Consider the following 22,304-nt stretch of genomic DNA (forward strand, 5'->3'; position numbering starts at 1 on the left):
TGGCCGAATCCAGGGGCACTGGGAAACCTGGGTGAGAGGAAAAACGTCTTCCCATAGGAGGGTGAGGTAAGGCTGACGGGCAAAGGGCAGGCAGAAAAAGAAAAAGCAGGCCCGGGCGAGCCTGCAATGGCAGCGCATTGAAGTCCGGGATGGGCTCGGTGGAAAAGAGAATCTTTCTTCGCTGAGAGGACAGGTTTGGAGAAGGCTGAGGGCAGCGCGCATAACTCCAACATTGAGCAGCAAAACGGAGGTGTGAAAAAAGAGCAGGTGAAAGGGTAGGCGCCTAAGAACGGCGCCTACCCGGGCTCACAGTGGCCGGCAGAGCCGGCCACTCCGGGAATTTTGCAAGGCGTCAATTTTCCGATTTTTAGGGGTCGGTTTTGGGGCCTTGGCGTCAAACTGGGTGTCGTGAATGCCAGATTTTCCCAGTGTAGAGCCTTTCCCTACGGTGTCAGGATAGGGGTTACAACAATTTCCTGCTATCAGCAGGGCAAGCAGAGCGCCTGGCTGTCCAGCCTGGCACAAAGTGCGGGGCTAAGCCCCGCACCCCCTCGAAAAATTCTCTTCTTTTCCTCTGCATTAAGGAGGGTGCCCCACCTCAAAAATTGCGGTAGAGTAAACAAAGAATAGGCCCAAAGAAATCTCCCCGCCCAAGGTGGGTGTAAAACCACCAAAAGGCAGGGAGTTTTTTCTCCACATGGTTCAGAACATACGGCTGGACATAGGAAGAACATATCGGGTAGTGTTGGGGGTTAAGAGAGGGGGACAGGAAGATGCCGAAAAAAAGATTGACCACCAACGGTAACGTATTCAAGAGAACCGATGGCCGCTGGCAAAGTGTCATCTGGTACTTCGATGAACACGGAGAGAAGAAACGAAAAGTGTTCTCCAGCAAGACAAAGACCGAGGCCCAGATGAAGATCACCAACTACATTGCCCAGTTCAACGAGGAAGTTCGCAACTCGGATGAATCTCAGAAAACCATAAAGGACAGCCTGACCCATTGGCTGCAAGTTTTCAAGTTTCCCTCGGTGGAGCGGACAACGTATGACCGTCTGGAATGTACCGCTAATCATCAGGTCTACCCACTGATCGGGGACAAGATCGTGGGGGACATAACAGCAGCGGATCTGAAATCTGTCCTCAACCATTGGATGGAGCAAGGCTATGCTTACACTACAGTAAAGAAGGTACATATTCTCCTCAACGAGTATTTCCGCTACTTGACAGAGGAAGGCTTCATACAAAAGAATCCAATGCAGAGCGTGCCCATGATGAAGAAATCCAACTTCTTGGCGGCCCAAGACAAGGAATGTTTACCAGAGCAAGAGCAGGTGACTGTGTTCAGACCCACAGAGATTGCCAAGTTCAAGCAAGAAGCGTTCTCCACCTTTGCCAATGGCAAACACAAATATCAGCAGGCGGCAGCCTACATCCTCATGCTAAACACCGGTCTTCGTACGGGAGAGTTACTTGGTTTGCTCAACAGTGATATCGATCTAGAGCACCGGGTTTTGCGCCTGGAGCGTGGTGTGAAAGAAGTCTGGCGGCGGGACGGCCTGCAAGTGGAACCGGGCAGAGATGTGAAAGTGGGTAAGCTGAAATCGGTCACCAGCAAGCGTACGGTTCCCTTGAACGAAACAGCTATCGCTATGATCCAGGAGTTGCGAAAGGAAGCATACTTCGGAGAGGATACACCCTTGGTACCAGATGAACATGGCAACTTCACCAGGCCCGTGAATTTCCGCAAGCGCTACTATAGAATCTTGGAAGCAGCGGGGATTGCAAAGAAGGGTTTGCACAGTTTGCGTCACACTTTCGCCTCCAACTTGGTGAATGGTATCAAACAAGCAGACGGCAGCATCAAATCCTTGACACCCAGACAGGTAGCTGACTTGTTGGGTCACAGCACTAGCCAAATCACCGAACTGTATTACGTCAAAAAGGATACTTCTCGTCTACATGGCATCACTAACGACTTCAACCTGTGAATGCTATGAGTCAGAGTGCACAAAAACCAGCCTGAAAATTTTGCGCGTCCAAAAGGGCAAAAAACACAAAAACGCACCCGGAAAAGCCGAAAATGGGCAAAACCGGGTGCGTTTTAGGTGCTGGAGAGGATGAGAACGGTTGTAGGCAGGGACAAACGGATGCGAAAAGCCGCTGTCTGAACCAGTGTGAACACCATAACCATACAACACATGTAAAAAGAAAACCGGCAGAAACGCAGTGTTTCTGCCGGTTTTGTGGCAGGGGCAGAAGGACTCGAACCCTCGGCACGCGGTTTTGGAGACCGCTGCTCTACCAACTGAGCTATACCCCTATCTCAAATTTTGCTTGTTTATTCTATCATCTCCTAGAGGAATTGTCAATTGCTTTTTTGAAAAAAAGATGCAATGTGTTCGCTTTTTTGACAGTTCATCCCCATATGCTATAATAAAAAAGAAAAAACTGAGAGGAAGGGTGCATTTTGCGGCAGGATATTGTGAGTTTGATCAAGCGGTATATCCTTTTGTTGGCTGGTTTGACCGTTATGGCCTTTGGAGTGGCCTTCTCCATTAAGGGAAACCTGGGGACCTCCCCGATTTCCAGCGTCCCTTATGCGGTCAGCCAGTTTACGCCGTTGACAGTGGGGACGGCGACGATTGTCATGCACTGTGTGTTTATTGTGATTCAAATTGCGGTTCTGCGGAAGAAGTACCAGCTCATTCAGCTGATGCAGCTGCCGGTTGCATTTTTCTTTGGATATCTCACAGATTTTGGCGTTTGGGCCGTGCAGGGGCTCCCCTGTGTCAATTACATGCAGCAATGGCTGGCGTGTCTGGTGGGAATTCTCTTGGTGGCGATTGGGGTCAGCATGGAGGTGAAAGCCGGTGTGGTGGTCCTGGCAGGGGAAGGCGTGGTTTTAGCCCTCTGCCAGGTGATCCCCAAGGCCAAGTTCGGCTATATGAAGGTGGGGTTCGATGTGACGCTGGTGGCAGCGGCCTGTGTGCTTTCCTTGCTCTTTACAGGGCAGGTGCAGGGCGTGCGCGAGGGGACAGTGGCCGCTGCTGTGTTTGTGGGCCTCCTGGCCAAGCAACTGGGAAAACTCTGGGATAAAATGAGCATATAGCTTGATGAAATCTGAAAATTTTAGCACTCAATTTTAACGAGTGCTAAAATTCACATTTTGTTCATCGAGTTAACATAATTTCTTCATATACCGCGCCTACAATAGATACCAGAAACAGAAAGAAAGGCGAGCACAATGAAGTAGAACCCCAGTGGTAAGATTACAAGTTCATCTTTCAGGATACAATTGACACAATCGGTTTTTCTAGGAGGTATGATGTATGAGTATGTTTGATATGATGCCCTTTGAACGCAGAAACCATTTGGCGTACAATCCCTTCCGGGAGCTGGAAAATTGGGAGAAGTCCTTCTTCGGCGATATGAGCAGTGGGTTTAACACGGATATCAAGGACAAAGGCGACCATTATGAGCTGGAGGCCGACCTGCCCGGCATGAAGAAGGAGGATATCGCTGTGGACATTGACGGCGACTATCTGACCATCTCCGCCCAGCGGAATACGGAGACCGAGGAAAAGGATGACAAAAACAGCTATGTGCGCCGGGAACGCTCCTATGGGTCTTTTAGCCGCAGCTTTAACATCTCCAACATCAAGAGCGAGGAGATCAGCGGCAGTTACGAAAACGGTGTGCTGAAGCTGACGCTGCCCAAGAAGAACCCCACCACCGTTCCTACCAGCCGGAGGCTGGACATTCAATAATATACCGTCCGGCTTTTGTGCCCTGTAACCAGAAAGGGGCGCTGTTCCCAAAGGGAATGGCGCCCCTTTTGCTGCCCAAGAGGCTGGCTTGCCCAGTCCCTTCCATTTGACAAAGCCTTGAGATGCTTTTATAATCAAAGGCAGAGTGCCCCTCTCCCAAATGGGTGGGAGAAGAAAAGGAGAATGCGTGAAATGAGAAGAAACCTGTGCAGGCGCGCCCTGTGCGCTTTTTTGTCCCTGGTTCTTTTGGTGGGGACCTGTGGGCTTGCCGTCCAGGCAAAGGGCCTTACAGGCATCAATTGGATGGCCTCGGCGGATAAGGGGGTTCAGCCCCAATTTACAGAGGTCCCCATTCTGATGTATCACCATTTGGTGGAGGAGCCGGACGATCCTGCCATTGGCCAGGATACCCTGTGGGTGGGGCAGTTCCGGCGGCAGCTGGAGCTTTTGCGCAAAGAGGGATACCACACGGTTTCCATTGAACAGCTCATTGCCTTTGCCACCAGGGGAGAGCCCCTGCCGGATAAGCCGGTGTGCTTGACTTTTGATGACGGGTACAGCAGCACCTATGAGCTGGCCTTTCCCCTGTTGAAGGAATTTGAGATGAAAGCCACGGTGTTTGTCATTGGGGTTTCGGTGGGCAAGAATACCTATAAAGATACCGGCCTTCCCATGACGCCTCACTTCACCTGGGAACAGGCTCGGGAGATGGCGGACTCCGGCCTGGTTTCTTTGCAGAGCCATACCTATGACATGCACCAGTGGTGCGCGTTTGAGACCGTGGGCGGCGGAAAATGCCTGCGGCCCAACATCCTGCGCCAGCCCTGGGAGACCGAGGAGGAGTATGCCCAGGCTTTGCTGGCGGACTTGGAGCGTTCCCGCTCCCAACTGCAGGAGGCCACCGGGCAGGTTGTGACCGCCCTGTCCTATCCTGGCGGAAGTTATGACGCCCGCAGCGAGAAGCTCCTTCAGTCCTACGGGGTACAGTGCACCCTCACCATCCACCCGGGGAAGGCGAGGCTTTTGCCCCGGGTGCCAGAGAGCTTGTACGCTTTGAACCGGTTTTACGTCAAGCCCTCCACTACGGACGCGGAGCTTTTGCAGTGGGTGGGGTAAGCTGAAAAGCCTCCGTTGGGCTGCCTGGAAAAATTTTGCCCTCCTTGGCGAAAAAAGGGTTGACAACCGGCTTTGGGTATTGTATAATAGCACACGTCGCTCGGAGATGTTCCGTGCACAAGGGAAAAGCTGGATGGGTCATCCGGTGGACGTCCCACAGATGGCCCGGTAGTTCAGCTGGTTAGAACGCTAGCCTGTCACGCTAGAGGTCGACGGTTCGAGCCCGTTCCGGGTCGCCATGTGCTGCTATGGCTCAGTCGGTAGAGCGCGTCCTTGGTAAGGACGAGGTCACCAGTTCAAATCTGGTTAGCAGCTCCAAAAATGCGGTAAGCGGAAAGCTTACCGCGTTTTTTGTTTGTGCAAAGTCCCGTTTCTCCGTCTGCTCCACATGCCTCCGTTTTCGCTATATGGGCCGCTGGTGCGCGGCCAAGGGCGAAAAGCCGTTTATTCACTGGCAATCCGGTTTAAAAAACTTTGCAGCTCCGCCTTTTTCTCAAATTGAAAAGGCGCCAAGGGGCGCCCTACAGCAGGGCGCCCCTTTTCTGTACCTGTCACCAAAAAGGGCTTTTGGGAATACAGTGGTGTAAGGGGAGGGGACGACATGAAATCACTGCTTGACCTGTCCCAGCTGGCTCCTGGCCAACGGGCCCGGGTGGTGGGAGCTGCCTCTCAAGGGGCCATGCGCCGGCGCATGCAAGAGTTGGGCCTGCTGGCCGGCGCCTGGGTGGAATGTCTAGGGAAAAGCCCCCTGGGCGACCCTGCCGCCTATCGGGTGCGGGGCGCTGTGATCGCACTGCGGCAGGATGACGCCCGGGCCGTGACGGTTCAGCCAGTCGAATAGCAAAGCGCCCGGGCCAAACACAGGGTGGGCGTTTTGCCCTGCATGGAAGGAGTGTGGTTGTGTGGGAGAGAGGGAGGAAGCTGCCCCAGCTGGAATCATTGCCCTGGCGGGCAACCCCAACGTGGGGAAAAGCACGGTCTTTAATGCCTTGACGGGCCTGCGGCAGCACACGGGCAACTGGGCGGGGAAGACTGTGGGCAGCGCCCAGGGCCGCTGCCTCTTTCAGGGGGAGGAGTACCGGCTTGTGGACCTGCCCGGCACTTGCTCCCTGCTGTCCCACACGGCAGAGGAGCGGGCGGCCCGGGAGTTTCTCTGCTCCGGCCAAGCGGACGCCGTTGTCCTGATCTGTGACGGCACCTGCCTGGAGCGCAGCCTTGTCCTGGTCCTGCAAGTGCTGGAGATCACCACTCAAGTGGTGGTCTGTGTCAATCTGCTGGACGAGGCGGGGAAAAAGGGAATTCAGGTGGATTTGGAAGGGCTTTCCCACCGGCTGGGGGTGCCAGTGGTGGGCTGCGCAGCCCGCCGGAACCAGGGGGTGGGAGAGCTCTTGGAGGCGGCGGTGCGGGTGGCCCGTCAAGAGCCACCCACCATTCCCTTTCCAGTACGGTATCCCCAGAAGGTGGAAGCCGCCGTGGACCGCCTTTGCCCCCTGGCGTGCCGCTGCTGGGGGCGGCAGGCCCGCCCCCGCTGGCTTTCCCTGCGGCTGTTAGAGGGGGAAGGGGAGGCGCTTGCTCAAAGCCTGGGATTTCCTCTTCGTGGGGATTCCCAAGCGGCCGCCCTCCTCCAGGAGGCTTGGTCTGAAACGACGGCCCAGGATTTTTCCGACGCCATTGCGGGGGCTCTTTCCCAGAGGGCGGAGGAGCTGGCCCGGCAGACGGTTACGGGCATGGGACGGGGCTACAGCCCCCGGGACCGGAAGTTGGACCGGCTGTTCACAGGCAAGTGGACGGCATTTCCCTTGATGGGCCTGCTCCTGCTCTTTCTGTTATGGCTGACAATTGCCGGGGCCAATGTGCCTTCCCAGCTGCTCAGCCAGGGTTTTGGAATCCTGGGGGACTGGCTGCGGCAGGGGTTTGTTCAGCTCCACGCGCCGGAATGGCTCACAGGCGTCCTGGTGGATGGCGCCTATACCACGCTCGCCTGGGTGGTGGCGGTGATGCTGCCCCCCATGGCCATCTTTTTCCCCCTGTTCACCCTGCTGGAGGATTTGGGCTACCTGCCCCGTATGGCCTATAATCTGGACCGTTGCTTTCGGGGGTGCGGGGCCTGTGGAAAGCAGGCTTTGACCATCTCCATGGGATTGGGCTGCAATGCCGCCGGGGTGGTGGGCTGCCGCATTATTAACTCTCCCCGGGAGCGGCTCATCGCCATTGTGACCAACAGCCTAACCCCCTGCAACGGGCGGCTGCCCCTGCTCATCACCCTGTCCGCTCTGTTCTTTGTGGGGAGCGCCGCGTCAGGAGCTGTTCTGAAAGCGCTCTTCCTGGCGGGACTGCTGGCCCTTTCCCTGGGAATGACCCTGGGAGCCTCCTTCCTGCTTTCCAAAACCGTACTGCGGGGAATGCCCTCTGCTTTTGCCCTGGAGCTGCCCCCCTACCGAATCCCCCGGGTGGGCCAGGTGCTGGCGCGGTCCGTGCTGGACCGTACCCTTCACGTGTTGGGGCGGGCGGCGGCAGTGGCAGCGCCCGCAGGGGTGCTGATCTGGTGCTTAGGGAATGTGGCGGTTTCCGGGCAGAACCTGCTTGGTTGGTGCGCCGGCTTTTTGGACCCCCTTGCCCGGCCCTTCGGCTTGGATGGGGCCATCCTGCTGGCTTTCCTGCTGGCCCTTCCCGCCAATGAGCTGGTGCTTCCCCTGTTGCTGATGATTTATCTCTCCCAGGGGGCCCTAACCCAGGCCGGGGACCTGGGCGCTCTGCACGGCCTGCTGTTGGAAAACGGCTGGACTTGGATGACGGCTTTGTGCGTGATGGTGTTTTCCATGTTTCACTGGCCCTGCTCCACCGCCTGCTGGACCATCTGGAAGGAGACCAGGAGCCTGAAATGGACAGGGGTGTCCTTCTTGCTGCCCACGGCCCTTGGGCTGGCCCTGTGTTATCTTCTGGCAGCGTTGGGCCGGGCGCTGGGAGTGTAAGAGGGAGGGGAGGCCCCTCTCTCTTTTTATTTCCCCGTTTCCCGGGAAATAAAATTGACAAAACGTCCTCTATGGGGTATGATAGGGCCCGTTGGGACTCCGGGTGTCCGCGGGCTGGCCCCGCGGCCGAACACAGGAACAGGGGTGAAACTCCCCGGCGGACCCGCCGCCGTGATGGCAGAGGGGCGCTTCCGGAAGCTGGGAACATGGCCGTCCAGCTTCTTTGCTGCCACTGGATACTGAAATCTGGGAAGGTGAAGCGTCCCGCCGGCCTGCCTTGCAGGCCAACATGCCTGAGCCGGAAGACTTGCCCGGACCGGCCGTACCAAAGCCACGGGTTCTTGGCGCATGGTACAGGAAGGGCTGGGGCTTTCCCCCGGCCGTTTTTTCCTGCCCGCTTTTTCCTGAAAACAGGTTTCAGCGGGCGCCGTCCCTCAAATCTAATCTTTTTAGAAATGAGGTAAACGCACATGAAACACACAAAACAAACCCTTGGCCGTCTCGGCGCGCTGCTGTTGAGCCTGGCCCTGGTCCTGTCCGTCTTTGCCGGCTGCTCCAGCGGGGGGGCTTCCTCTTCCTCCCAGGAGAGCGGCGTTTCCAGCGCGGTCTCCTCCCAGACGGAGGAAAGCTCTTCGGCCCTTTCCAGCGCGGCAGAGTCCTCCACTGTGGAGAGCGCGGCTTCCGGTGAAAGCGCCGTTTCTCAGGCGGCCGTAAAGGAGATCACTGTGAAGGTGGTCCACGGCGACGGCAGCGAGAAAGAGTTCCCCATCTCCACCGAGGCGGAGACCTTGGGCGACGCCCTGATGGCCGAGGGCCTGGTGGAAGGGGAAGAGAGCAGCTATGGGCTGTTCATCACCACTGTGGATGGCGAGACTGCTGATGACTCCAACCAGGAGTGGTGGTGCCTGACCAAGGGCGGCGAGATGTGGAATTACGGCGCTGACTCCACCGAGCTCAGCGACGGCGACACCTATGAGCTGACTCTGACGGTGGGCTATTGATGAAAAGCCGCCTGGTGGACCTGTGCCTGATGGCCATGATGGGCACAGTAATGGTGGTTTCCAAGGAAACGCTGGCGGCTCTGCCCAATGTGGAGCTGGTCAGCCTGTTGACCATCCTGTTCACGTTGGTGTTCCGCCGGCGGGTGCTGGGGGCCTTGGCGGTGTTTCTTATGCTGGAAGGGCTGCTCTATGGGGGATTTGGCCTGTGGTGGCTGATGTACTTGTACGTCTGGCCTCTGCTGGCCGGGCTTACCTGGCTGTTCCGCTGGATGAAGCATTCCTGGCAGTGGGCCGTTTTGTCCGGCCTGTACGGCTTGGCCTTTGGAACCCTGTGCTCTCTGGTGTATCTTCCTGTGGGCGGGCTTTCCATGATGATCGCCTGGATCATCAGCGGCCTGACCTTTGACGTGGGACATGCCGTGGGCAATTTCTTCCTTGCGCTGGTGCTGTATAGGCCCCTGCGCAGGGCCCTGCAAGAGATGGAGCGGCGGTTGCCCGGAACATGAGGCGAGGCCGCAAACCTTTGGAAAATGCCCAAAGATCCCATAATCCACAAATACATGCGGAAACGGGCACCGGAGCAAGCAGCGCTCCGGTGCCCGTTTTGCCGCCCTTCCATAGGGCTTTCTGGCCTTTGTCATCCTGCGTTCAGAAGCCAGACCCCCGCGTTGAGGTAACCCGCGAAAGCCACCCAAATCAGGTAGGGGACCATCAGCCAGCCGGCCGCGGGGGTCTCCTTGAAGAAACGCAGGGTGCACAGCAGGATCACCAGCCACAACAACAGCAGCCAGAAAAACGCCAAGGCGTGGTTCTGCAGGTTGAAGAAGATCAGTGTCCAGCAGAAATTCAGGGCCAGCTGCAGCCCGTAAAGGGCCAGGGCCCCATTGCGGCCTGTGCTGTCCCGCATCCACACCAGATAGGCCGCTACCCCCATCAGTACGAACAGCGCGCTCCACACCACGGGGAACACCCAGCCAGGCGGGGATAGGGGCGGTTGCTCCAATTCCCTGTACCGCTCCATGGCGCCCTGGGTCAGCAGGGCAGAAAGTCCCCCTGTTCCCAGGGCGATGAATAGGCTTACCGCCAGGGGTTTCAGTTTGATCATGGGCGCTCGCTCCCTTCCGCTGTCCCGCTTTACCACACAATATATGTCTCCCGCAGCGGGGAAATGCGTATCTCTATAAATAAGGGCGCACCTCCTGCCCCAACTGGTTTTCCAGCTGAATGAGCCTGTGGGCAAGGTCCTTGGCCTGCTCGCCTGCGGCTTGGTACTGGTTCAGGGAGCGGTTCAGGGATTTTACCCCCATAGCGCACCCGTCGGTGATCAAATCCGCCACGGCGTTGTCGCTGTCCTCTAAGGTCAGTTTTACGTTGGCCTTCATCCATGCCATACCCTTTGCCAAGGGGTTGGGTTCCTTGCCTTCGTCCCCATAGCGCGCCAGCATGGCATAGGTCTGGTCCCCCAGTTTTCCATGGGCAGAGCGGCTTTTTTCCAAGACCTGACGCAGCCCGCCGTCCTTTACCTTGGGCAGCACTTCGTCGATGGAACTTACCCCCATGCGGATGCCTGCGTTGCACTCCCGCAGCAGCTTTACAGTATCCTCTTCCACCATAGCAGTTCCCTCCTAAAATTTGGGTTCTCTTCTAGCATGTCCCGTCAGAGGCAGTTCATTCCCCGAAAAACGAAAAGGAATCCCCCTGGATTGGTTCCAGGGGGATTCCCCATAGCCAGCCCTTATTTGGCCAGCTCCTGCCCAATGTTCAAAATGTGGTCGCCGATGCGCTCAAAGTCGGTGAGCATTTCAGAATAGAGGGTGCAGGCCTCGTCCGAGCAGGAACCCTGCCGCAGCCGCACCATCTGGTTTTGCCGGTACGCAGCGGTCATGTCGTCGATCTGCTGCTCCAGCCCCGCAATCTCCGCCAGGGCCTCTTGGGAAAGCTGCCCCATTGAGCACAGCCTGCGCAGGGAGTCCAGGCTGGTTTGCCGCATGGCTTGGATTTCCTCGCGGGCCTGCGGGGAAAAGGAGATATGCTTTTGCTCTAGCTGCTGGGTGTACTGGCAAATGTTGACAGCGTGGTCGCCGATGCGCTCTAGGTTGCTGGAGATCTTAAAGAACCCGCTGATCCGCTCAGAGTCCCGTTCGTTTGTCTCATAGACGATAATATGGGAGATATAGCTGGAAATCTCCTGGTTTAAGTAGTCGATGTACTCTTCTGTTTCCTCCACCTGTTCCAGCTGGGAAGGGGTCCCCTCCAAAGCCGCCTGGAACCCTTTGTCCACGTTTTCCAGCACCATGTCCGCCATGCGGGAAAGCTCTTTCTGCACGCCGTTGAGCACAATGGCAGAGGTGCCCACATGGTGCTCCGCAGAAAGCTGGTCCACGGGTTTGATAAACAGCAGGGCATGGGCGCCGCTCTCCAAAGCCTCGGCAGGCTTTTCCGGCAGGATCTTTGTGGCCAGGTTGGCCAAATAGGTGCCAAAGGGCAGGAGCAGCAGCGTGGTGACCACGTTGAACAGGGTGTGCATATTGGCAATCTGCGCGGAGGGGCTCCCCGGAGTCCAGCCCTCCACAAAAGAGGTGAGAGGGAAGAACATGCACGCCAAGGTGAAAAGGATGGTTCCAATGATGTTGAACATCAGGTGGATAATGGTGGTGCGCTTGGCGTTGCGGCTGGTGCCGATAGAGGCCAGGACCGCGGTGATGCAGGTGCCGATGTTCTGGCCAAAGAGCACATACACAGCGCTGTTCAAGCCAATAAGCCCAGATCTGGCCAGGGTTTGAAGAATGCCCACCGAGGCCGATGAAGACTGAATAATGGCAGTGAACACGGCGCCCACCAAAATGCCAATCAACGGGTTCTGGAAGGTGGTCATCAGGTTGATAAAGACCTGGCTGTCCTGCAGGGGCTTCATGGAATCGCTCATCATATTCATGCCGATGAAGAGGATGCCGAGCCCTGCAACGATCTGTCCCCAATACCGGACAGACGGGCTCTTGATAAACACCACCAGGGCCACGCCCACAAAGGCCAGCAGCGGCGCAATGACCCCCACATCCAGGGCAATGAGCTGCCCTGTAATGGTGGTGCCAATGTTGGCCCCCATGATGATCCACACCGCCTGCCGCAGGGTCATCATGCCGGAATTTACAAACCCCACCACCATCACTGTGGTGGCGGAGGAGGACTGGATGACCGCCGTAATGCCCGCGCCCACCAGCACGCCTAAAATACGGTTAGAGGTCAGCCGCTCTAAGATCCGCTTCATCTGGTTGCCTGCGGCGGCTTCCAGGCCGGAGCTCATCATCTGCATGCCGTACAGAAAAAGCGCCAGGCCCCCTAGCAGCGAAAGTGCGTTTGTAATTGTCATGGTTTCATTTCCCCTTCCTTGTCTAGCCTGGAACAGCGGCAAAAAAGAAAGCACGGCTGGCACCGGCTGTAAAGAGACAGCGGTGCAAACCGTGCTTTTATTAGCTTTTTGTAAAATCCACTTTCCCGGTTTTTCCTGCAAACGCGCCTGCTCCGGCGTGCTCCATGGCTAATTTCCCCTCGTGGTTTCTCTGTTTTTCCCGACAGGATTATTATAAAGAAAGATCGAGGATATCACAAGCTCTTTTCTTTGATTTAACAAAGATTTAACGCAGCTGGTTTTACAGTACGTTTTACAGGACAGATAGCCTGGCGCTTAAAACAGGGCCCGCAGCGCCTGGTGTTCCAGCAAAAGCAGGAGAAGCATTCCGGCGTTGCTGGCGGTGAACCACAGCAGGTACTTGCCGCGCTGCTGGGGATATTCCCGTGAGACCTGCTTGTAGGAAATGAGGCTGGCCATAGAGGCGATCAGCGTACCCAGCCCGCCCAGGTTGCATCCGATGAGCAGGCCGGTCCAATCCTCTGTAAAGCCCGAGAGCAACAGGGCAGCGGGCACATTGCTGACGGCCTGGCTGACCAACACTGAAACCAGCACTTCCCTTCCTTGGAGAACGGAAGACAAAAGCTGCTGGAACCAAGGGATCGCCGAAAGGTTGCCGATAAAGAGGAAGAAGGCCGCAAAGGTCCCCAGCAGGGAGTAGTCCACTGCCCGCAGCACAGGCCGTTCCCGCAGGAAGAGAAAAATCAGCACCAGTGCCGCTACCGCCCAAGATGGCACTGCCCCGAAGAGGCCCAGCAGGCACAGGAGAAACCATGCCCCCCACATCCCAAGGCGCCGGGGGTTCGTGCGCCGGGTATTCACCCGAGGGGGAGCGTTGGGGTGAGAGGGCCGCAGCACCGACAGCCCCAACAGGCATATCCCGGACAGGAGAACATAGGGGAGCATCACTGCGCACAGTTCCCCAAACCCCATGCCCGAACGGGAGTAAAGGTACAGGTTTTGGGGGTTCCCCATGGGTGTGAGCATGCTTCCCAGATTGGCCGCAAGCGTCTGCAGGGCCACCAGGGGCACCGCCAGCTCCTCTTGTTGGGCCAGCTTCAGAACGGCCAGCCCGAAGGGTACAAAGGTGATGAGTGATACGTCGTTGGTGATGGCCATGCTGCAGAAAAAGGGGAGAAACACCAACACCAGCACCATGCGCCGGGTAGAGCCAGCCCGCCGCAGCAGGGCGCTGCCCATGGATTGAAAGAACCCCTCCTGCTGAAAGCCTTTCATCACCGCCATCAGGGAGAAGAGCAGGCAGAGAGTATCCCAGTCGATATAGGAGAGATAGGCCGGGCTGGGCGGCACAAAAAACGCAGAGAGAACCGCCAGCAGAATGGCGATGGTAAGCACCACGTCCCTTCGGGCAAAGGAAGCCAGCCCCCTGTATGCCTGGCGGATCACGAATGGCCCTCCAGGGCGGCCAGCTTGCGGAACAGGTCCTCAAAGAGTGCGTCCCGATGGATGTGGTACACATACCGCATAGGGGGGCGGCTCTTGTCAAAGCTGTAGTGGTGGTCGTACTGGAAGATGGGGGCGGGCTCCAGCCGGTCCTCCATGAAGGGGCCGTCCGGGCCCTCCAACAGCCAGGCCACGGCGGTCACGTCCCAGATAGGACGGCTCCAGCAGGGGCCTGCCCCTGCCTTTTCCTGGTCGCTGATGACCAGGCCCGCCAGGTAATCGCACAGCTGGTTTTTGCCCAGCAGGTGGCAGCGCAGTTCCGGCTCGCTGACCCGGAAGGAAGAGACCACCCCCATGCAGGGCAGCTGCACAATGGGGGCCCCGCTGCCAAAGACTACCCGGTCAGCCGCCACATCCTGAAAGGCATTGAACTCGTGGTTGTCAGGCCAATCCCAGGCGTTGCCCCCCAGCCACACCAGCACGATCTTCTCCGCAATGGCGGGCTCCAGCAGCAGGGCGGAGGCCACGTTGGTGATGGCCCCGATGGCGATGACATACAGGGGATTTTCCGGGGAGTACCCCATGGCCCGGCGGGCCAGGTCTTCGGCGGCGGGGGAGGCCACGGGGGTCTTTTCATCGGGCAGGTAGCCCCGAGACCCCTGGAACACCCGGTCCTCCAGCTCCTGGGCGTGGCAGAGCTTTAAAAGCCGCAGAATTTCCTCATAGCTTTTCAGCATGCCGTCCTCCGGGCTGGAAGATTTCTCATTGAAGAAGGGGGCGGCGTACAGCGCCTGGACCTTCAGCTTCTCCTGGGAGGCCAGCAGGTATGAAAGGGCGAACTGGTCGTCCACCTCGTTGAAGGTGTCCGTGTCCAGCACTACGTCTACGGGCCCAGAGGGCCTTTCCAGCCGCCGCAGCAGGGAAGCCAGCTCTGTGTTTTTCATAAGAATCAAACTCCTCTCCACAGTTTGTCCCAGGGCCGTGCCCCGGTGTGTTTGAAATATTTGAAAATAGTATAGCACACAGGACCGCCCGCGTCCATGGGGAAAGCCGCTAAAAAAGGGCCGGAAGCCTCCAGGCTCCCGGCCCCGCCGGCTGGTGGAAAGGCGGTTACGGATGGTTGACGGCGCCCACAAACAGGGGCAGGCCGTCGTCGCTGGTAATGGCGAACAGGAAGGGCCGGTCCAGCACAAAGTCCAGTTCCTCAGGCATTTCACCCGCACTGGTGGCCGAAAGGGAAAACACCGTGTAGGCGGCGGCCTCCACCCCTTCCTCGTCCGTGGTGACCCGCACCGCGTGCTGGGCTGAAGACAGGTAGAGGCCCTCTATCTCCGAGGTGAGGGGGGAGAAATCAGAGGCGGCAGGGTCCATCACGTCGGTGACGCCCAGGGCTTCCAGGCCGTCCAGCAGGTCGGTTTCACTGACCACGTCAAACTTGGGAAGGGAAAGGTGCACCGTCCGGGTTTCCCAGTCCTCCCAGTTGTACTCCGCAAGGAGCGGTTCCAGTGCATCCCCCTGTTCCAGCAGCTGCTCCGGGGTAGTTCCCTCGTCAGGCAAGATGAGCCACATGGCGCCGCTGTTCTGCAGTCCCTTGCGCACCACGCCGAAGTTCTCCCCCCGGTAGTAGCTCTCCTCCATGGTCTGGTGCATAAAGTCCACCTCCACGTCGCCGCTGGGAGCGTGGAAAGTTTGGGGGCTGGTGTTCTCTGGGGAGAACTCATCGGCCCATCTGGCCTTGTAGTACAGGGTGGTGGCCAAGGCCAGCACGTCCTCTGGCTTCAGTTCTACGCCCTCCGCCTGCTCCTCCAGCAGGCCCCCGGTCTGGTCGTTGAGCCACTCCTGCAGCAGCTGGGTGTATTCCTCGCTGCCCATCTGCCCCTGGTAGGAGGAAGCGTAATAGCTCTCCGCCAAGGTTTGCATGGTTTCTTGGTTGTAGGAGATGTCCTCGTCCAGCCACACCGAGCTGGCTAAAATGGTGGTGGTGGCCCCGTCGTTTTGATACTGAGCCCGCCACACCGCCTGGGCCTGTTGCCGCAGGGCCTCCAGGGAATCGCTGCCCAGCAAATCCAAAATCTGCTGGCGGCTGGCGCCGTCTGTCAGCTCTGCCAGCATGGCCAGGGCCATGTACACGTTCACGGGGGAATAGGCGGCGTTCTCCCCCTCCTTTCCCCCCAGGAACACAGGGATGCTCTCCTGGAAAAAGGAATCCAGCCCGTCGGCATAGCCTTCTTCCGGCAGCAGGGCCTGTTTCGATTCCCACCAGGCGTCATGGGCTTGGTTGAACCCCTCGTTGTCGTACTCTCCTGTGGCTTGGTCCACATAATCCGCTTCGTCAGGATAGGGGGCCATCTCCGGGTAAGCAGCCGTCTCAATGGCATGGGCCTCCACTCCAAGGGGGCTGCCTTTGGGCCAGAAAGCCGCCCCAAGAGCCACCACTGCCACCAGGGCTGCCGCCACGGCCCCCATCCACCAGGGACGGCGGCGGGGGGCCTTGGCGGTCTCGCTGCGCTCCAGCAGCTGTTCGTCCACAGAATTCAAATTCTCGTACAGAGTTTCTGGTTTCACAGGTATCCCTCCTTTTCCAGCAGTAACTTCAGCTTTTTCCGGGTCCGGCTCAGCAGCACGGACACATGGTTTTCCGTCAGGCCCCATCGCCGGGCAATCTCCCCCACCGGTTCGGTGAAGAAGTACCGCCGCAGGAAAATATTCCCCTCCCTGGCAGGCAGCTCCCGAATGAACTGGTCCAGCAGCCGGCGCAGCTCCCTGGCCTCCACGGTGCCCTCTACGTCTTCCTGGCCGGAGACGCACTCCGAGAGTTCCTCCAGCACCAGGGGAAGCTGGCCGCCGCCCCGCTTTTGGGCAGACGCTGCCTTCCACCGGTTCAATGCCACCCGCCGGGTGATCTTGGCCAGAAACATCCGCAGCGCGCTGGGCCGGTGGGGCGGCATGCCGTTCCAGGCGTGGAGCCAGGTGTCGTTGACGCACTCCTCCGCGTCCTCCCGGCTGTTTACAATGCGGTCTGCCAGGGAAAAGCAGTAAATTCCGTACTTTTCCCGAGAACGGGCAATGGCCTCTGGGTTCCGTTCCCAATAGAGTTTTACAATCTGTGCATCCTCCATGCTCCTCCACCTCCCACTGTGCAGGGCCTTCTACTCTAGAAGTCAACGTTCCGGACAGAATCTTACACCTTTAGTATATATTATTTTTGGAAGATTCGCTATTTTTTGTGAGGATTTTCTTTTTGACTTCCCCATAGCCCCGCCGTGTGCTATACTGTACCCATCAATTCTTTGTCAGGAGGCTTTTTCATGCGGTACAGAGAGCTGGGAAACACCGGCCTGCAGGTCAGCGAGATCGGCCTGGGGGCGGAGTGGCTGGAACGTCACACGGAAGAAGAGGTCAAGGCGGTCATACAGCGTTGTGAAAGCTATGGCATCAATATTTTGGACTGCTGGATGTCTAACCCAGAGGTGCGCACTAAGATCGGCAACGCTATCTGTGGACACCGGGAGAAGTGGGTCATCCAAGGGCATTTCGGCTCCACCTGGCAGGAAGGGCAGTATGTCCGTACCCGGGACCTGCCCAAGGTGAAAGAGGCTTTTCAGGATTTGCTCACCCGGCTGCAAACAGACTACATCGACCTGGGGATGATCCACTTTGTGGACAGCGAGGCAGAGTTCCGCCAGGTGATGGAGGGCGAGTTTTTGGCCTATGTGAAGGAGCAGAGGGAAAAGGGCGTGATCCGTCACATCGGCATGAGCACCCACAACCCCCAGGTGGCCAAGCTGGCCGCCCTCAGCGGGGAGATCGAAATGCTGCTGTTCAGCGTCAACCCCGCCTTCGACCTGCTGCCCCCCAGCGAGGACCTGAACGACTATTTTGTTGAGAGCTATGGCGAGGGTCTGGCCGGCATCGACCCCCTGCGGGAGGAGCTGTACAAGCTGTGCGAGCAGCGGGGCGTAGGCATCACCGTGATGAAGGGCTATGCCGGCGGCCGCCTGTTCGACGCCCGCACCTCTCCCTTTGGGGTGGCCTTGACGCCGGTGCAGTGCCTGCACTATGCCCTGACCCGCCCGGCGGTGGCCAGCGTGCTGGTGGGCTACGACACTCCCGCCCATGTGGACGCCGCCGTGGCCTATGAGGCCGCCACCGAGGAGGAGCGGGACTACGCCAGCGTGCTGGCCAAGGCACCCCGTCATGCCTACTCTGGCCAGTGCACCTATTGCGGTCACTGCGCTCCCTGCCCGGCGGGCATCGACATTGCCATGGTCAACAAGCTCTACGACCTGGCCGCCATGCAGCCGGAGGTCCCCGCCACGGTGCGGGCCCACTACCAGGCCCTTTCCGCCACGGCCGCGGACTGCATTGCCTGTGGCGGCTGCGAAACCCGCTGTCCCTTTGGGGTGCCCGTGGTGGAGCGCATGGAAAAGGCCAAGGCCCTGCTGGGCTGACACAGCCAAGAAAAGAGGACCGGCGGGGACAGTCCCTGCCGGTCCTTTTGTCATTCCGCGGCCTCCGGAAGGTGCAGGTCCACCATGCGGATGCCCAGGGGGCTTTCCAGCTGGCAGACCACGAACTCCGTGCCCTCCGCTTCCAGCCGGTACACCGTCTCTGAGACCTGCACCTGGGCCTGGGTGCCGTCATCCAATAGCAGCTCCAGATAATACTCCGTGTCGCCGTCGTCCTCCTGCTGAAAACGGTCCAGCACTTGCGCCGGATAGTGCCGGGCCGGCCCGCACAGGGCCAGATTGCCCCCATAGGCCAGGGCGTAGCCCTCGATGAGGCAGAACAGGGCCAGCAGGAACACCCCGTCTCCCCGCAGGCGCTTAGGTGTGCGCAGGAAGACCGCCGCCCCCAAGGCCACGCCCAACACGCCCCAAAGCACCAGGAAAGGGATCTCGTCCACGGTCTGCATCACCAGTTCGTTCCAGAAATAGAAGAATTGAGAGGCCAGAAGCAGCCCCGCTACCAAAAGCACCAGGCTGGGGGCTCGAACATGGTGGGCCTTCCATTCCGCGGTGGCTTTCGGAGGCTTGGTATCCAGGGAAATCACCGGGGCGCAGGCCAGGTACAGGGCCAGGAAGGGCAGGGGCGCAAAGGTGGAAAGGTACACCGCCTGCCGGAACTTCAGAAGGTCCAGGATGTAGAGGGCGAAGGGCAGCACACAGCCAGCCAGAAACAGGACCACCGTCACTGCCACCCCTGCCCGGACCGCGCCTAAATGGCGGTGCCACCAGGTGCTGTACTCCTCCCGCCATTGGGGGGCGGGATTTTCTTGTTCCACCTGCTTTTCCAAGAGGGGCGTCAGCACTTGGCGGATGCCCTGTTCCTCCGCCCAAACTGCCAGTAGAAGAGAACCCTCCATATTTCCCTCCACCGATACCAGCTTTTTGCCCTCCTGGTCCAGAAAGGCCAGGGAACCGTTGGCCCCCAGACGCAAAGAGGCGGCCTGCCCCGGGGTGATCTCCCTGCGGCGGCCCCAGCTGGAAACGTAAAGCATGGAGCCGTCCCGAAAGGCGTACAGTGTCCGGTTGCGCCGGGCCAGCAGGGCCCAGGCCCCAGTCAAGACAAGGAGCAGCCCTACAAGCGCCAGAAACAGGGCAAAGGGGAGGTCCAACACCGGGTCCAACAGGCCCCCCAGGGCCGGGATCATAAAGGCCAGGCCCAGGGGCAGCAGGCACAGCCCCAGCACCAGGGGAATCCAGCTTTCCCGCACAGCCAGCTGGGGCTGGGGGAACTCTGGCAGCTCCGGCCCTTTGCACAGCAGCAGGGCCAGGCCCAGCGCCAGCACCGGCACATGGAGGAGCAGCGCCAGGGCCACACCCAGGCCGGTGGCTTCTCCCAATCCGGTCAGGACCCCCGACAGGGTCAGCAGGCAGTAGGCCAGCGTCAGGACCCCATAGACCCGAGAGGGCCATTTGCTTGCGGGCTGGGGGAGGGGGAGCCCCTCCAAGGGGTCCTCTTCCTCGCCCTCCGTTTCCAGAGTGGCGGGGTCCTCCAGGGGATGGCCGCAGTGGGGGCATTGGGCGGCATAAATAGGTTTGGGGGAGAAGTGTTCCTCCGAGACGGGCAGGCTTTTCCCGCACTGGGGGCACACCCATAGGCGGTCCAAGGTCCGCTTTTTCAGAATCCCCAGCACGGCCCAAGACAGCACGGGGAATAGAAAGAAGGGTATGAGTACCCACAGGCCTGCTTCCAGATAGGTTCGAGACAACAAGAGCAAAAGCTCCGCGGCTGCGGTGAGGACCAGTGCCAGCCGCCCCCGCCGGCGGAGCCCCTTGGCCGCCGCCCGATAGGTGGCGTTGCAGGCCTCCCTTACTTCTTCTGAAGAGAGAAATTCGTCTCCATCCTCCTGCTGGTAGAGGAGGAAGGTCTCGATGGCCTCGTACAGGTCGTCATCGCTCACATCTTGCAGCTCCTGCGCCGGTTCCTCTTCCTCTGTAAAAACGGCCCGGCCCCCTTCCACCACCACCTGGGCCCTCTCTAGGCGGATGGAGAGCCGCTCCCCTTCCAGGGCGATTTCCCAGTCTCCTTCCGGGTAATTGGCCTGCAGCCGCTGGTAGATCTTTTTCAAATCGTTCATTCTCTCTTCCTCCCAAAGCCATCCGGCAGTCCGTGCTATAAGCATACCATGCTTTGGGGCGTTTTTCCATCCCCGGCCGGCAAAAAAGCCGTCCCGTGCCGCCGAAGAGGACGGGACGGCCTTTTCACTTGTTTACAAGAAGGCGCTCAACCCTTCTGCTCGTGCAGGCCCTGGATGCTGTGCTCCAGTTTGCTGTACACCTCCACGACCGGCTGGGTGTTGCCATAGACGGGGGTGGGCTGGTTGGCCGGCGCGGCCCACTTCACCGCGTTGATGATCACATGCTGGATCTCCGGCTGATGGTAGATGGGGAACACCTCGTGGCCGGGCCGGAAGTAGAAGATCTTCCCCTTGCCACGGTGGTAGCAGCACCCGCTGCGGAACACCTCGCCGCCCTCGAACCAGCTGATGAACACCAGCTCATCCGGCTGGGGGATGTTGAAGTGCTCGCCGTACATCTCCTCGTGGGGAATGATGATCTTCTCATCCAGGCCGTCCGCGATGGGATGGCTGGGGTCCACTACCCACAGGATCTCCTTCTCCCCGTCTTCCCGCCACTTCAGCATGCCGGAATTGGTGCCGCAGATCCGCTGGAAAATCTTAGAGGCGTGCCCGGAGTGGAGCACGATCAGGCCCATGCCCTCCTGGATGCGCTTGTGCACCCGGTCCACGATCTCGTCCGCCACCTGATGATGGGCCATGTGGCCCCACCAGATCAGCACGTCGGTGTTGTCCAGCACTTCCTGGGTCAGGCCGTGTTCCGGCTCCTTCAGGGTGGCGGTGCGCACCTCCATGCCCGCGTCCTTCAAAAAGTCCGCGATGCACCCGTGGATGCCTTTGGGGTACACCTCTGCCACTTCCGGGAACTGCACCTCGTGCAGGTACTCGTTCCACACTGTCACTCGAATTGCCATAACATTCAAACTCCTCTCAAAAAATCACGAGCCTGTTGGAATCACTGCAGCGTGATCCAGCGGCCTTCTTCGCTGGACTGCAGCACCGCGTCCACGGCGTGCTGGTTGATCTGGCCGTCAAAAATGGTGGCGGCCATGCCGTCCTCTTTGCCGTTGATGATGTCGGCAAAAGACTGCATCTGATCCACCTTGTACTTATCCGGAATGGGCAGCTTGGTGAACACATGGGCCTCTGCGTTGGCCTGGCCGATGCAGATGGAAATTTCATCGGTATCGGGGGCGGCGTGGTCCAGCTCATACTGGATGGCGCCCTCGCTGCCGTAAATCTCCATGGTTTGGTAGTTGCCCCGGCCATAGCCAAAGCGGGTGATGCGGAAGGTGGCCCGGATGCCGCCGTCCATCTCCGCCATGTAGTTGGAGAAGTCGTCCACATCCACCTGGCCCAGGCCAGAGCCGTCCAGCTTCTCCCGCTCCTGAATAAAGGTGCCCGTGTGGCTGACCAGGCGGGTGTACTCCTGCCCGGTGACAAACCGCACCAGGTCCAGGGCATGGCTGCCCAGGTCGCCCAGGGCGCCAGAGCCAGTCAGGTCCTTCTGGAACCGCCAAACCAGGGGCGTCTGGCAGAAGGGCAGGCCCCAAGCCTGATAGTACTGCATGTCCACATGATAGATTGTACCAAGCATTCCCCGCTGGATCAAGTCCTTAGCGTAGCGGGCCGCCGCCTTAAAGCGGTAGGAGAAGCACACCATGTTCTTCACGTTCTTCTCCCGGGTCACCTGAGCCAGGGCATCTGCCTGTTCAGAATTCAGGGTGATGGGCTTTTCCACGGCGTAGGGCTTGCCCGCCTGGGCCGCGGCCATGGCCACCTCGAAATGGACGTTGTTGGGGGTGGAGATGTCCACCGCGTCCACATCGGGGCAGTTGATCAGGTCGTGATAATCGGTAAAGCAGTGGGCCTCGTCGATGCCATAAGTTTCCCGGGCGTAGCGCAGGGCCTCGGGGTCGATGTCGCACACAGCTACCAGCTGCAGGTCGGGGCTTTTCGCAATGCCGGGCAGATGGACGCCGCGGGAGATCCCGCCAATGCCCACGCTGCCCACTCGAATAACCGCCATAACAAACTCCTCCAATATGT

The 22,304-nt window shown here is 59.0% G+C and carries 19 protein-coding genes, 3 tRNA genes and 1 riboswitch; of the genes, 11 read left to right on the forward strand and 11 right to left on the reverse strand.

Features of this window, described 5'->3' with window-relative positions:
• The first annotated feature begins 773 nt into the window (after positions 1–773).
• The gene (locus tag ODJ80_RS03155; RefSeq protein WP_263040879.1) at positions 774–1,991 is read left to right on the forward strand and encodes a tyrosine-type recombinase/integrase; all 1,218 of its coding nucleotides are present in this window, start codon (positions 774–776) and stop codon (positions 1,989–1,991) included.
• A 256-nt stretch (positions 1,992–2,247) separates the two neighbouring features.
• Here the strand turns inward: ODJ80_RS03155 and ODJ80_RS03160 are convergent.
• Positions 2,248–2,323 (reverse strand) — tRNA-Trp (locus ODJ80_RS03160).
• A 147-nt stretch (positions 2,324–2,470) separates the two neighbouring features.
• Here ODJ80_RS03160 and ODJ80_RS03165 point away from each other — a divergent pair.
• From ODJ80_RS03165 to ODJ80_RS03205, 9 genes are all read left to right on the forward strand, one after another.
• Positions 2,471–3,112 carry a YczE/YyaS/YitT family protein gene (locus tag ODJ80_RS03165; protein WP_263040880.1) on the forward strand — a complete coding sequence of 214 codons (642 nt, stop codon included), beginning with the start codon at positions 2,471–2,473 and terminating at the stop codon, positions 3,110–3,112.
• A gap of 220 nt (positions 3,113–3,332) precedes the next feature.
• Positions 3,333–3,770: an Hsp20/alpha crystallin family protein gene (locus tag ODJ80_RS03170; RefSeq protein ID WP_263040881.1), complete on the forward strand. Its 438-nt coding sequence runs from the start codon at positions 3,333–3,335 to the stop codon at positions 3,768–3,770.
• Positions 3,771–3,962: 192 nt separating this feature from the next.
• The gene (locus ODJ80_RS03175; RefSeq protein WP_263040882.1) at positions 3,963–4,886 is read left to right on the forward strand and encodes a polysaccharide deacetylase family protein; all 924 of its coding nucleotides are present in this window, start codon (positions 3,963–3,965) and stop codon (positions 4,884–4,886) included.
• A gap of 162 nt (positions 4,887–5,048) precedes the next feature.
• Positions 5,049–5,125: transfer RNA gene (locus ODJ80_RS03180), tRNA-Asp, on the forward strand.
• A 3-nt stretch (positions 5,126–5,128) separates the two neighbouring features.
• Positions 5,129–5,204 (forward strand) — tRNA-Thr (locus tag ODJ80_RS03185).
• Between the two features lie 283 nt (positions 5,205–5,487).
• Complete coding sequence (locus ODJ80_RS03190) at positions 5,488–5,727, forward strand: FeoA family protein (protein ID WP_263040883.1); 240 nt, start codon at positions 5,488–5,490, stop codon at positions 5,725–5,727.
• Between the two features lie 61 nt (positions 5,728–5,788).
• On the forward strand, positions 5,789–7,858 hold the full coding sequence (feoB, locus tag ODJ80_RS03195; RefSeq protein ID WP_263040884.1) for a ferrous iron transport protein B: 2,070 nt from the start codon (positions 5,789–5,791) through the stop codon (positions 7,856–7,858).
• Positions 7,859–7,944: 86 nt separating this feature from the next.
• A riboswitch (cobalamin riboswitch) is annotated at positions 7,945–8,187 on the forward strand.
• A 141-nt stretch (positions 8,188–8,328) separates the two neighbouring features.
• The gene (locus tag ODJ80_RS03200; RefSeq protein ID WP_263040885.1) at positions 8,329–8,859 is read left to right on the forward strand and encodes a DUF4430 domain-containing protein; all 531 of its coding nucleotides are present in this window, start codon (positions 8,329–8,331) and stop codon (positions 8,857–8,859) included.
• Entirely contained in the window at positions 8,859–9,365 is a 507-nt protein-coding gene (locus ODJ80_RS03205) for a hypothetical protein (protein ID WP_178864693.1), read from the forward strand. Before ODJ80_RS03200 ends, ODJ80_RS03205 begins: the two co-directional genes overlap by 1 nt.
• A 131-nt stretch (positions 9,366–9,496) precedes the next feature.
• Here the strand turns inward: ODJ80_RS03205 and ODJ80_RS03210 are convergent, their stop codons facing one another.
• The 7 genes from ODJ80_RS03210 to ODJ80_RS03240 form a co-directional block, all read right to left on the reverse strand.
• Positions 9,497–9,964 carry a TspO/MBR family protein gene (locus ODJ80_RS03210; protein ID WP_263040886.1) on the reverse strand — a complete coding sequence of 156 codons (468 nt, stop codon included), beginning with the start codon at positions 9,962–9,964 and terminating at the stop codon, positions 9,497–9,499.
• A gap of 73 nt (positions 9,965–10,037) precedes the next feature.
• The gene (locus ODJ80_RS03215) at positions 10,038–10,472 is read right to left on the reverse strand and encodes a hypothetical protein (protein WP_178864691.1); all 435 of its coding nucleotides are present in this window, start codon (positions 10,470–10,472) and stop codon (positions 10,038–10,040) included.
• Between the two features lie 122 nt (positions 10,473–10,594).
• A complete protein-coding gene (locus ODJ80_RS03220; RefSeq protein WP_263040887.1) occupies positions 10,595–12,229 on the reverse strand; it encodes a Na/Pi cotransporter family protein in 1,635 nt (544 codons plus the stop codon).
• Positions 12,230–12,544: 315 nt separating this feature from the next.
• Positions 12,545–13,675, reverse strand: coding sequence for an SLC13 family permease (locus ODJ80_RS03225; RefSeq protein WP_263040888.1), 1,131 nt, complete (start codon positions 13,673–13,675; stop codon positions 12,545–12,547).
• Entirely contained in the window at positions 13,672–14,616 is a 945-nt protein-coding gene (locus ODJ80_RS03230) for a nucleoside hydrolase (protein WP_263040889.1), read from the reverse strand. The genes ODJ80_RS03225 and ODJ80_RS03230 overlap by 4 nt, the downstream gene beginning before the upstream one ends.
• Before the next feature lie 166 nt (positions 14,617–14,782).
• Entirely contained in the window at positions 14,783–16,237 is a 1,455-nt protein-coding gene (locus ODJ80_RS03235) for a serpin family protein (RefSeq protein ID WP_263040890.1), read from the reverse strand.
• A complete protein-coding gene (locus ODJ80_RS03240; RefSeq protein ID WP_263040891.1) occupies positions 16,234–16,791 on the reverse strand; it encodes an RNA polymerase sigma factor in 558 nt (185 codons plus the stop codon). The genes ODJ80_RS03235 and ODJ80_RS03240 overlap by 4 nt, the downstream gene beginning before the upstream one ends.
• Positions 16,792–16,980: 189 nt before the next feature.
• Between ODJ80_RS03240 and ODJ80_RS03245 the strand changes: the two genes are divergently transcribed.
• Positions 16,981–18,123 (forward strand): aldo/keto reductase, encoded by a 1,143-nt coding sequence (locus ODJ80_RS03245; protein WP_263040892.1) that lies wholly within the window; start codon positions 16,981–16,983, stop codon positions 18,121–18,123.
• Positions 18,124–18,173: 50 nt separating this feature from the next.
• On the opposite strand, the gene ODJ80_RS03250 is transcribed toward ODJ80_RS03245, so the two are convergent.
• The 3 genes from ODJ80_RS03250 to ODJ80_RS03260 form a co-directional block, all read right to left on the reverse strand.
• Positions 18,174–20,255 (reverse strand): zinc-ribbon domain-containing protein, encoded by a 2,082-nt coding sequence (locus tag ODJ80_RS03250; protein WP_263040893.1) that lies wholly within the window; start codon positions 20,253–20,255, stop codon positions 18,174–18,176.
• A gap of 146 nt (positions 20,256–20,401) precedes the next feature.
• Positions 20,402–21,169 (reverse strand): ThuA domain-containing protein, encoded by a 768-nt coding sequence (locus ODJ80_RS03255; protein ID WP_263040894.1) that lies wholly within the window; start codon positions 21,167–21,169, stop codon positions 20,402–20,404.
• 41 nt (positions 21,170–21,210) lie between these two features.
• Positions 21,211–22,284, reverse strand: coding sequence for a Gfo/Idh/MocA family protein (locus ODJ80_RS03260; RefSeq protein ID WP_263040895.1), 1,074 nt, complete (start codon positions 22,282–22,284; stop codon positions 21,211–21,213).
• Between the last annotated feature and the right edge of the window lie 20 nt (positions 22,285–22,304).

Origin of the sequence: Acutalibacter sp. LFL-21, from assembly GCF_025630755.1 — a bacterium.
Taxonomy (GTDB): domain Bacteria; phylum Bacillota; class Clostridia; order Oscillospirales; family Acutalibacteraceae; genus Acutalibacter; species Acutalibacter stercoravium.

Coding starts and splice junctions, on each gene's coding strand:
- ODJ80_RS03250 (WP_263040893.1), bottom strand. CDS start 20,255: ATGAACGATTTGAAAAAGATCTACCAGCGGCTGCAGGCCAATTACCCG.
- ODJ80_RS03245 (WP_263040892.1), top strand. CDS start 16,981: ATGCGGTACAGAGAGCTGGGAAACACCGGCCTGCAGGTCAGCGAGATC.
- ODJ80_RS03175 (WP_263040882.1), top strand. CDS start 3,963: ATGAGAAGAAACCTGTGCAGGCGCGCCCTGTGCGCTTTTTTGTCCCTG.
- ODJ80_RS03230 (WP_263040889.1), bottom strand. CDS start 14,616: ATGAAAAACACAGAGCTGGCTTCCCTGCTGCGGCGGCTGGAAAGGCCC.
- ODJ80_RS03240 (WP_263040891.1), bottom strand. CDS start 16,791: ATGGAGGATGCACAGATTGTAAAACTCTATTGGGAACGGAACCCAGAG.
- ODJ80_RS03170 (WP_263040881.1), top strand. CDS start 3,333: ATGAGTATGTTTGATATGATGCCCTTTGAACGCAGAAACCATTTGGCG.
- ODJ80_RS03200 (WP_263040885.1), top strand. CDS start 8,329: ATGAAACACACAAAACAAACCCTTGGCCGTCTCGGCGCGCTGCTGTTG.
- ODJ80_RS03255 (WP_263040894.1), bottom strand. CDS start 21,169: ATGGCAATTCGAGTGACAGTGTGGAACGAGTACCTGCACGAGGTGCAG.
- ODJ80_RS03205 (WP_178864693.1), top strand. CDS start 8,859: ATGAAAAGCCGCCTGGTGGACCTGTGCCTGATGGCCATGATGGGCACA.
- ODJ80_RS03220 (WP_263040887.1), bottom strand. CDS start 12,229: ATGACAATTACAAACGCACTTTCGCTGCTAGGGGGCCTGGCGCTTTTT.
- ODJ80_RS03155 (WP_263040879.1), top strand. CDS start 774: ATGCCGAAAAAAAGATTGACCACCAACGGTAACGTATTCAAGAGAACC.
- ODJ80_RS03210 (WP_263040886.1), bottom strand. CDS start 9,964: ATGATCAAACTGAAACCCCTGGCGGTAAGCCTATTCATCGCCCTGGGA.
- ODJ80_RS03190 (WP_263040883.1), top strand. CDS start 5,488: ATGAAATCACTGCTTGACCTGTCCCAGCTGGCTCCTGGCCAACGGGCC.
- ODJ80_RS03260 (WP_263040895.1), bottom strand. CDS start 22,284: ATGGCGGTTATTCGAGTGGGCAGCGTGGGCATTGGCGGGATCTCCCGC.
- ODJ80_RS03215 (WP_178864691.1), bottom strand. CDS start 10,472: ATGGTGGAAGAGGATACTGTAAAGCTGCTGCGGGAGTGCAACGCAGGC.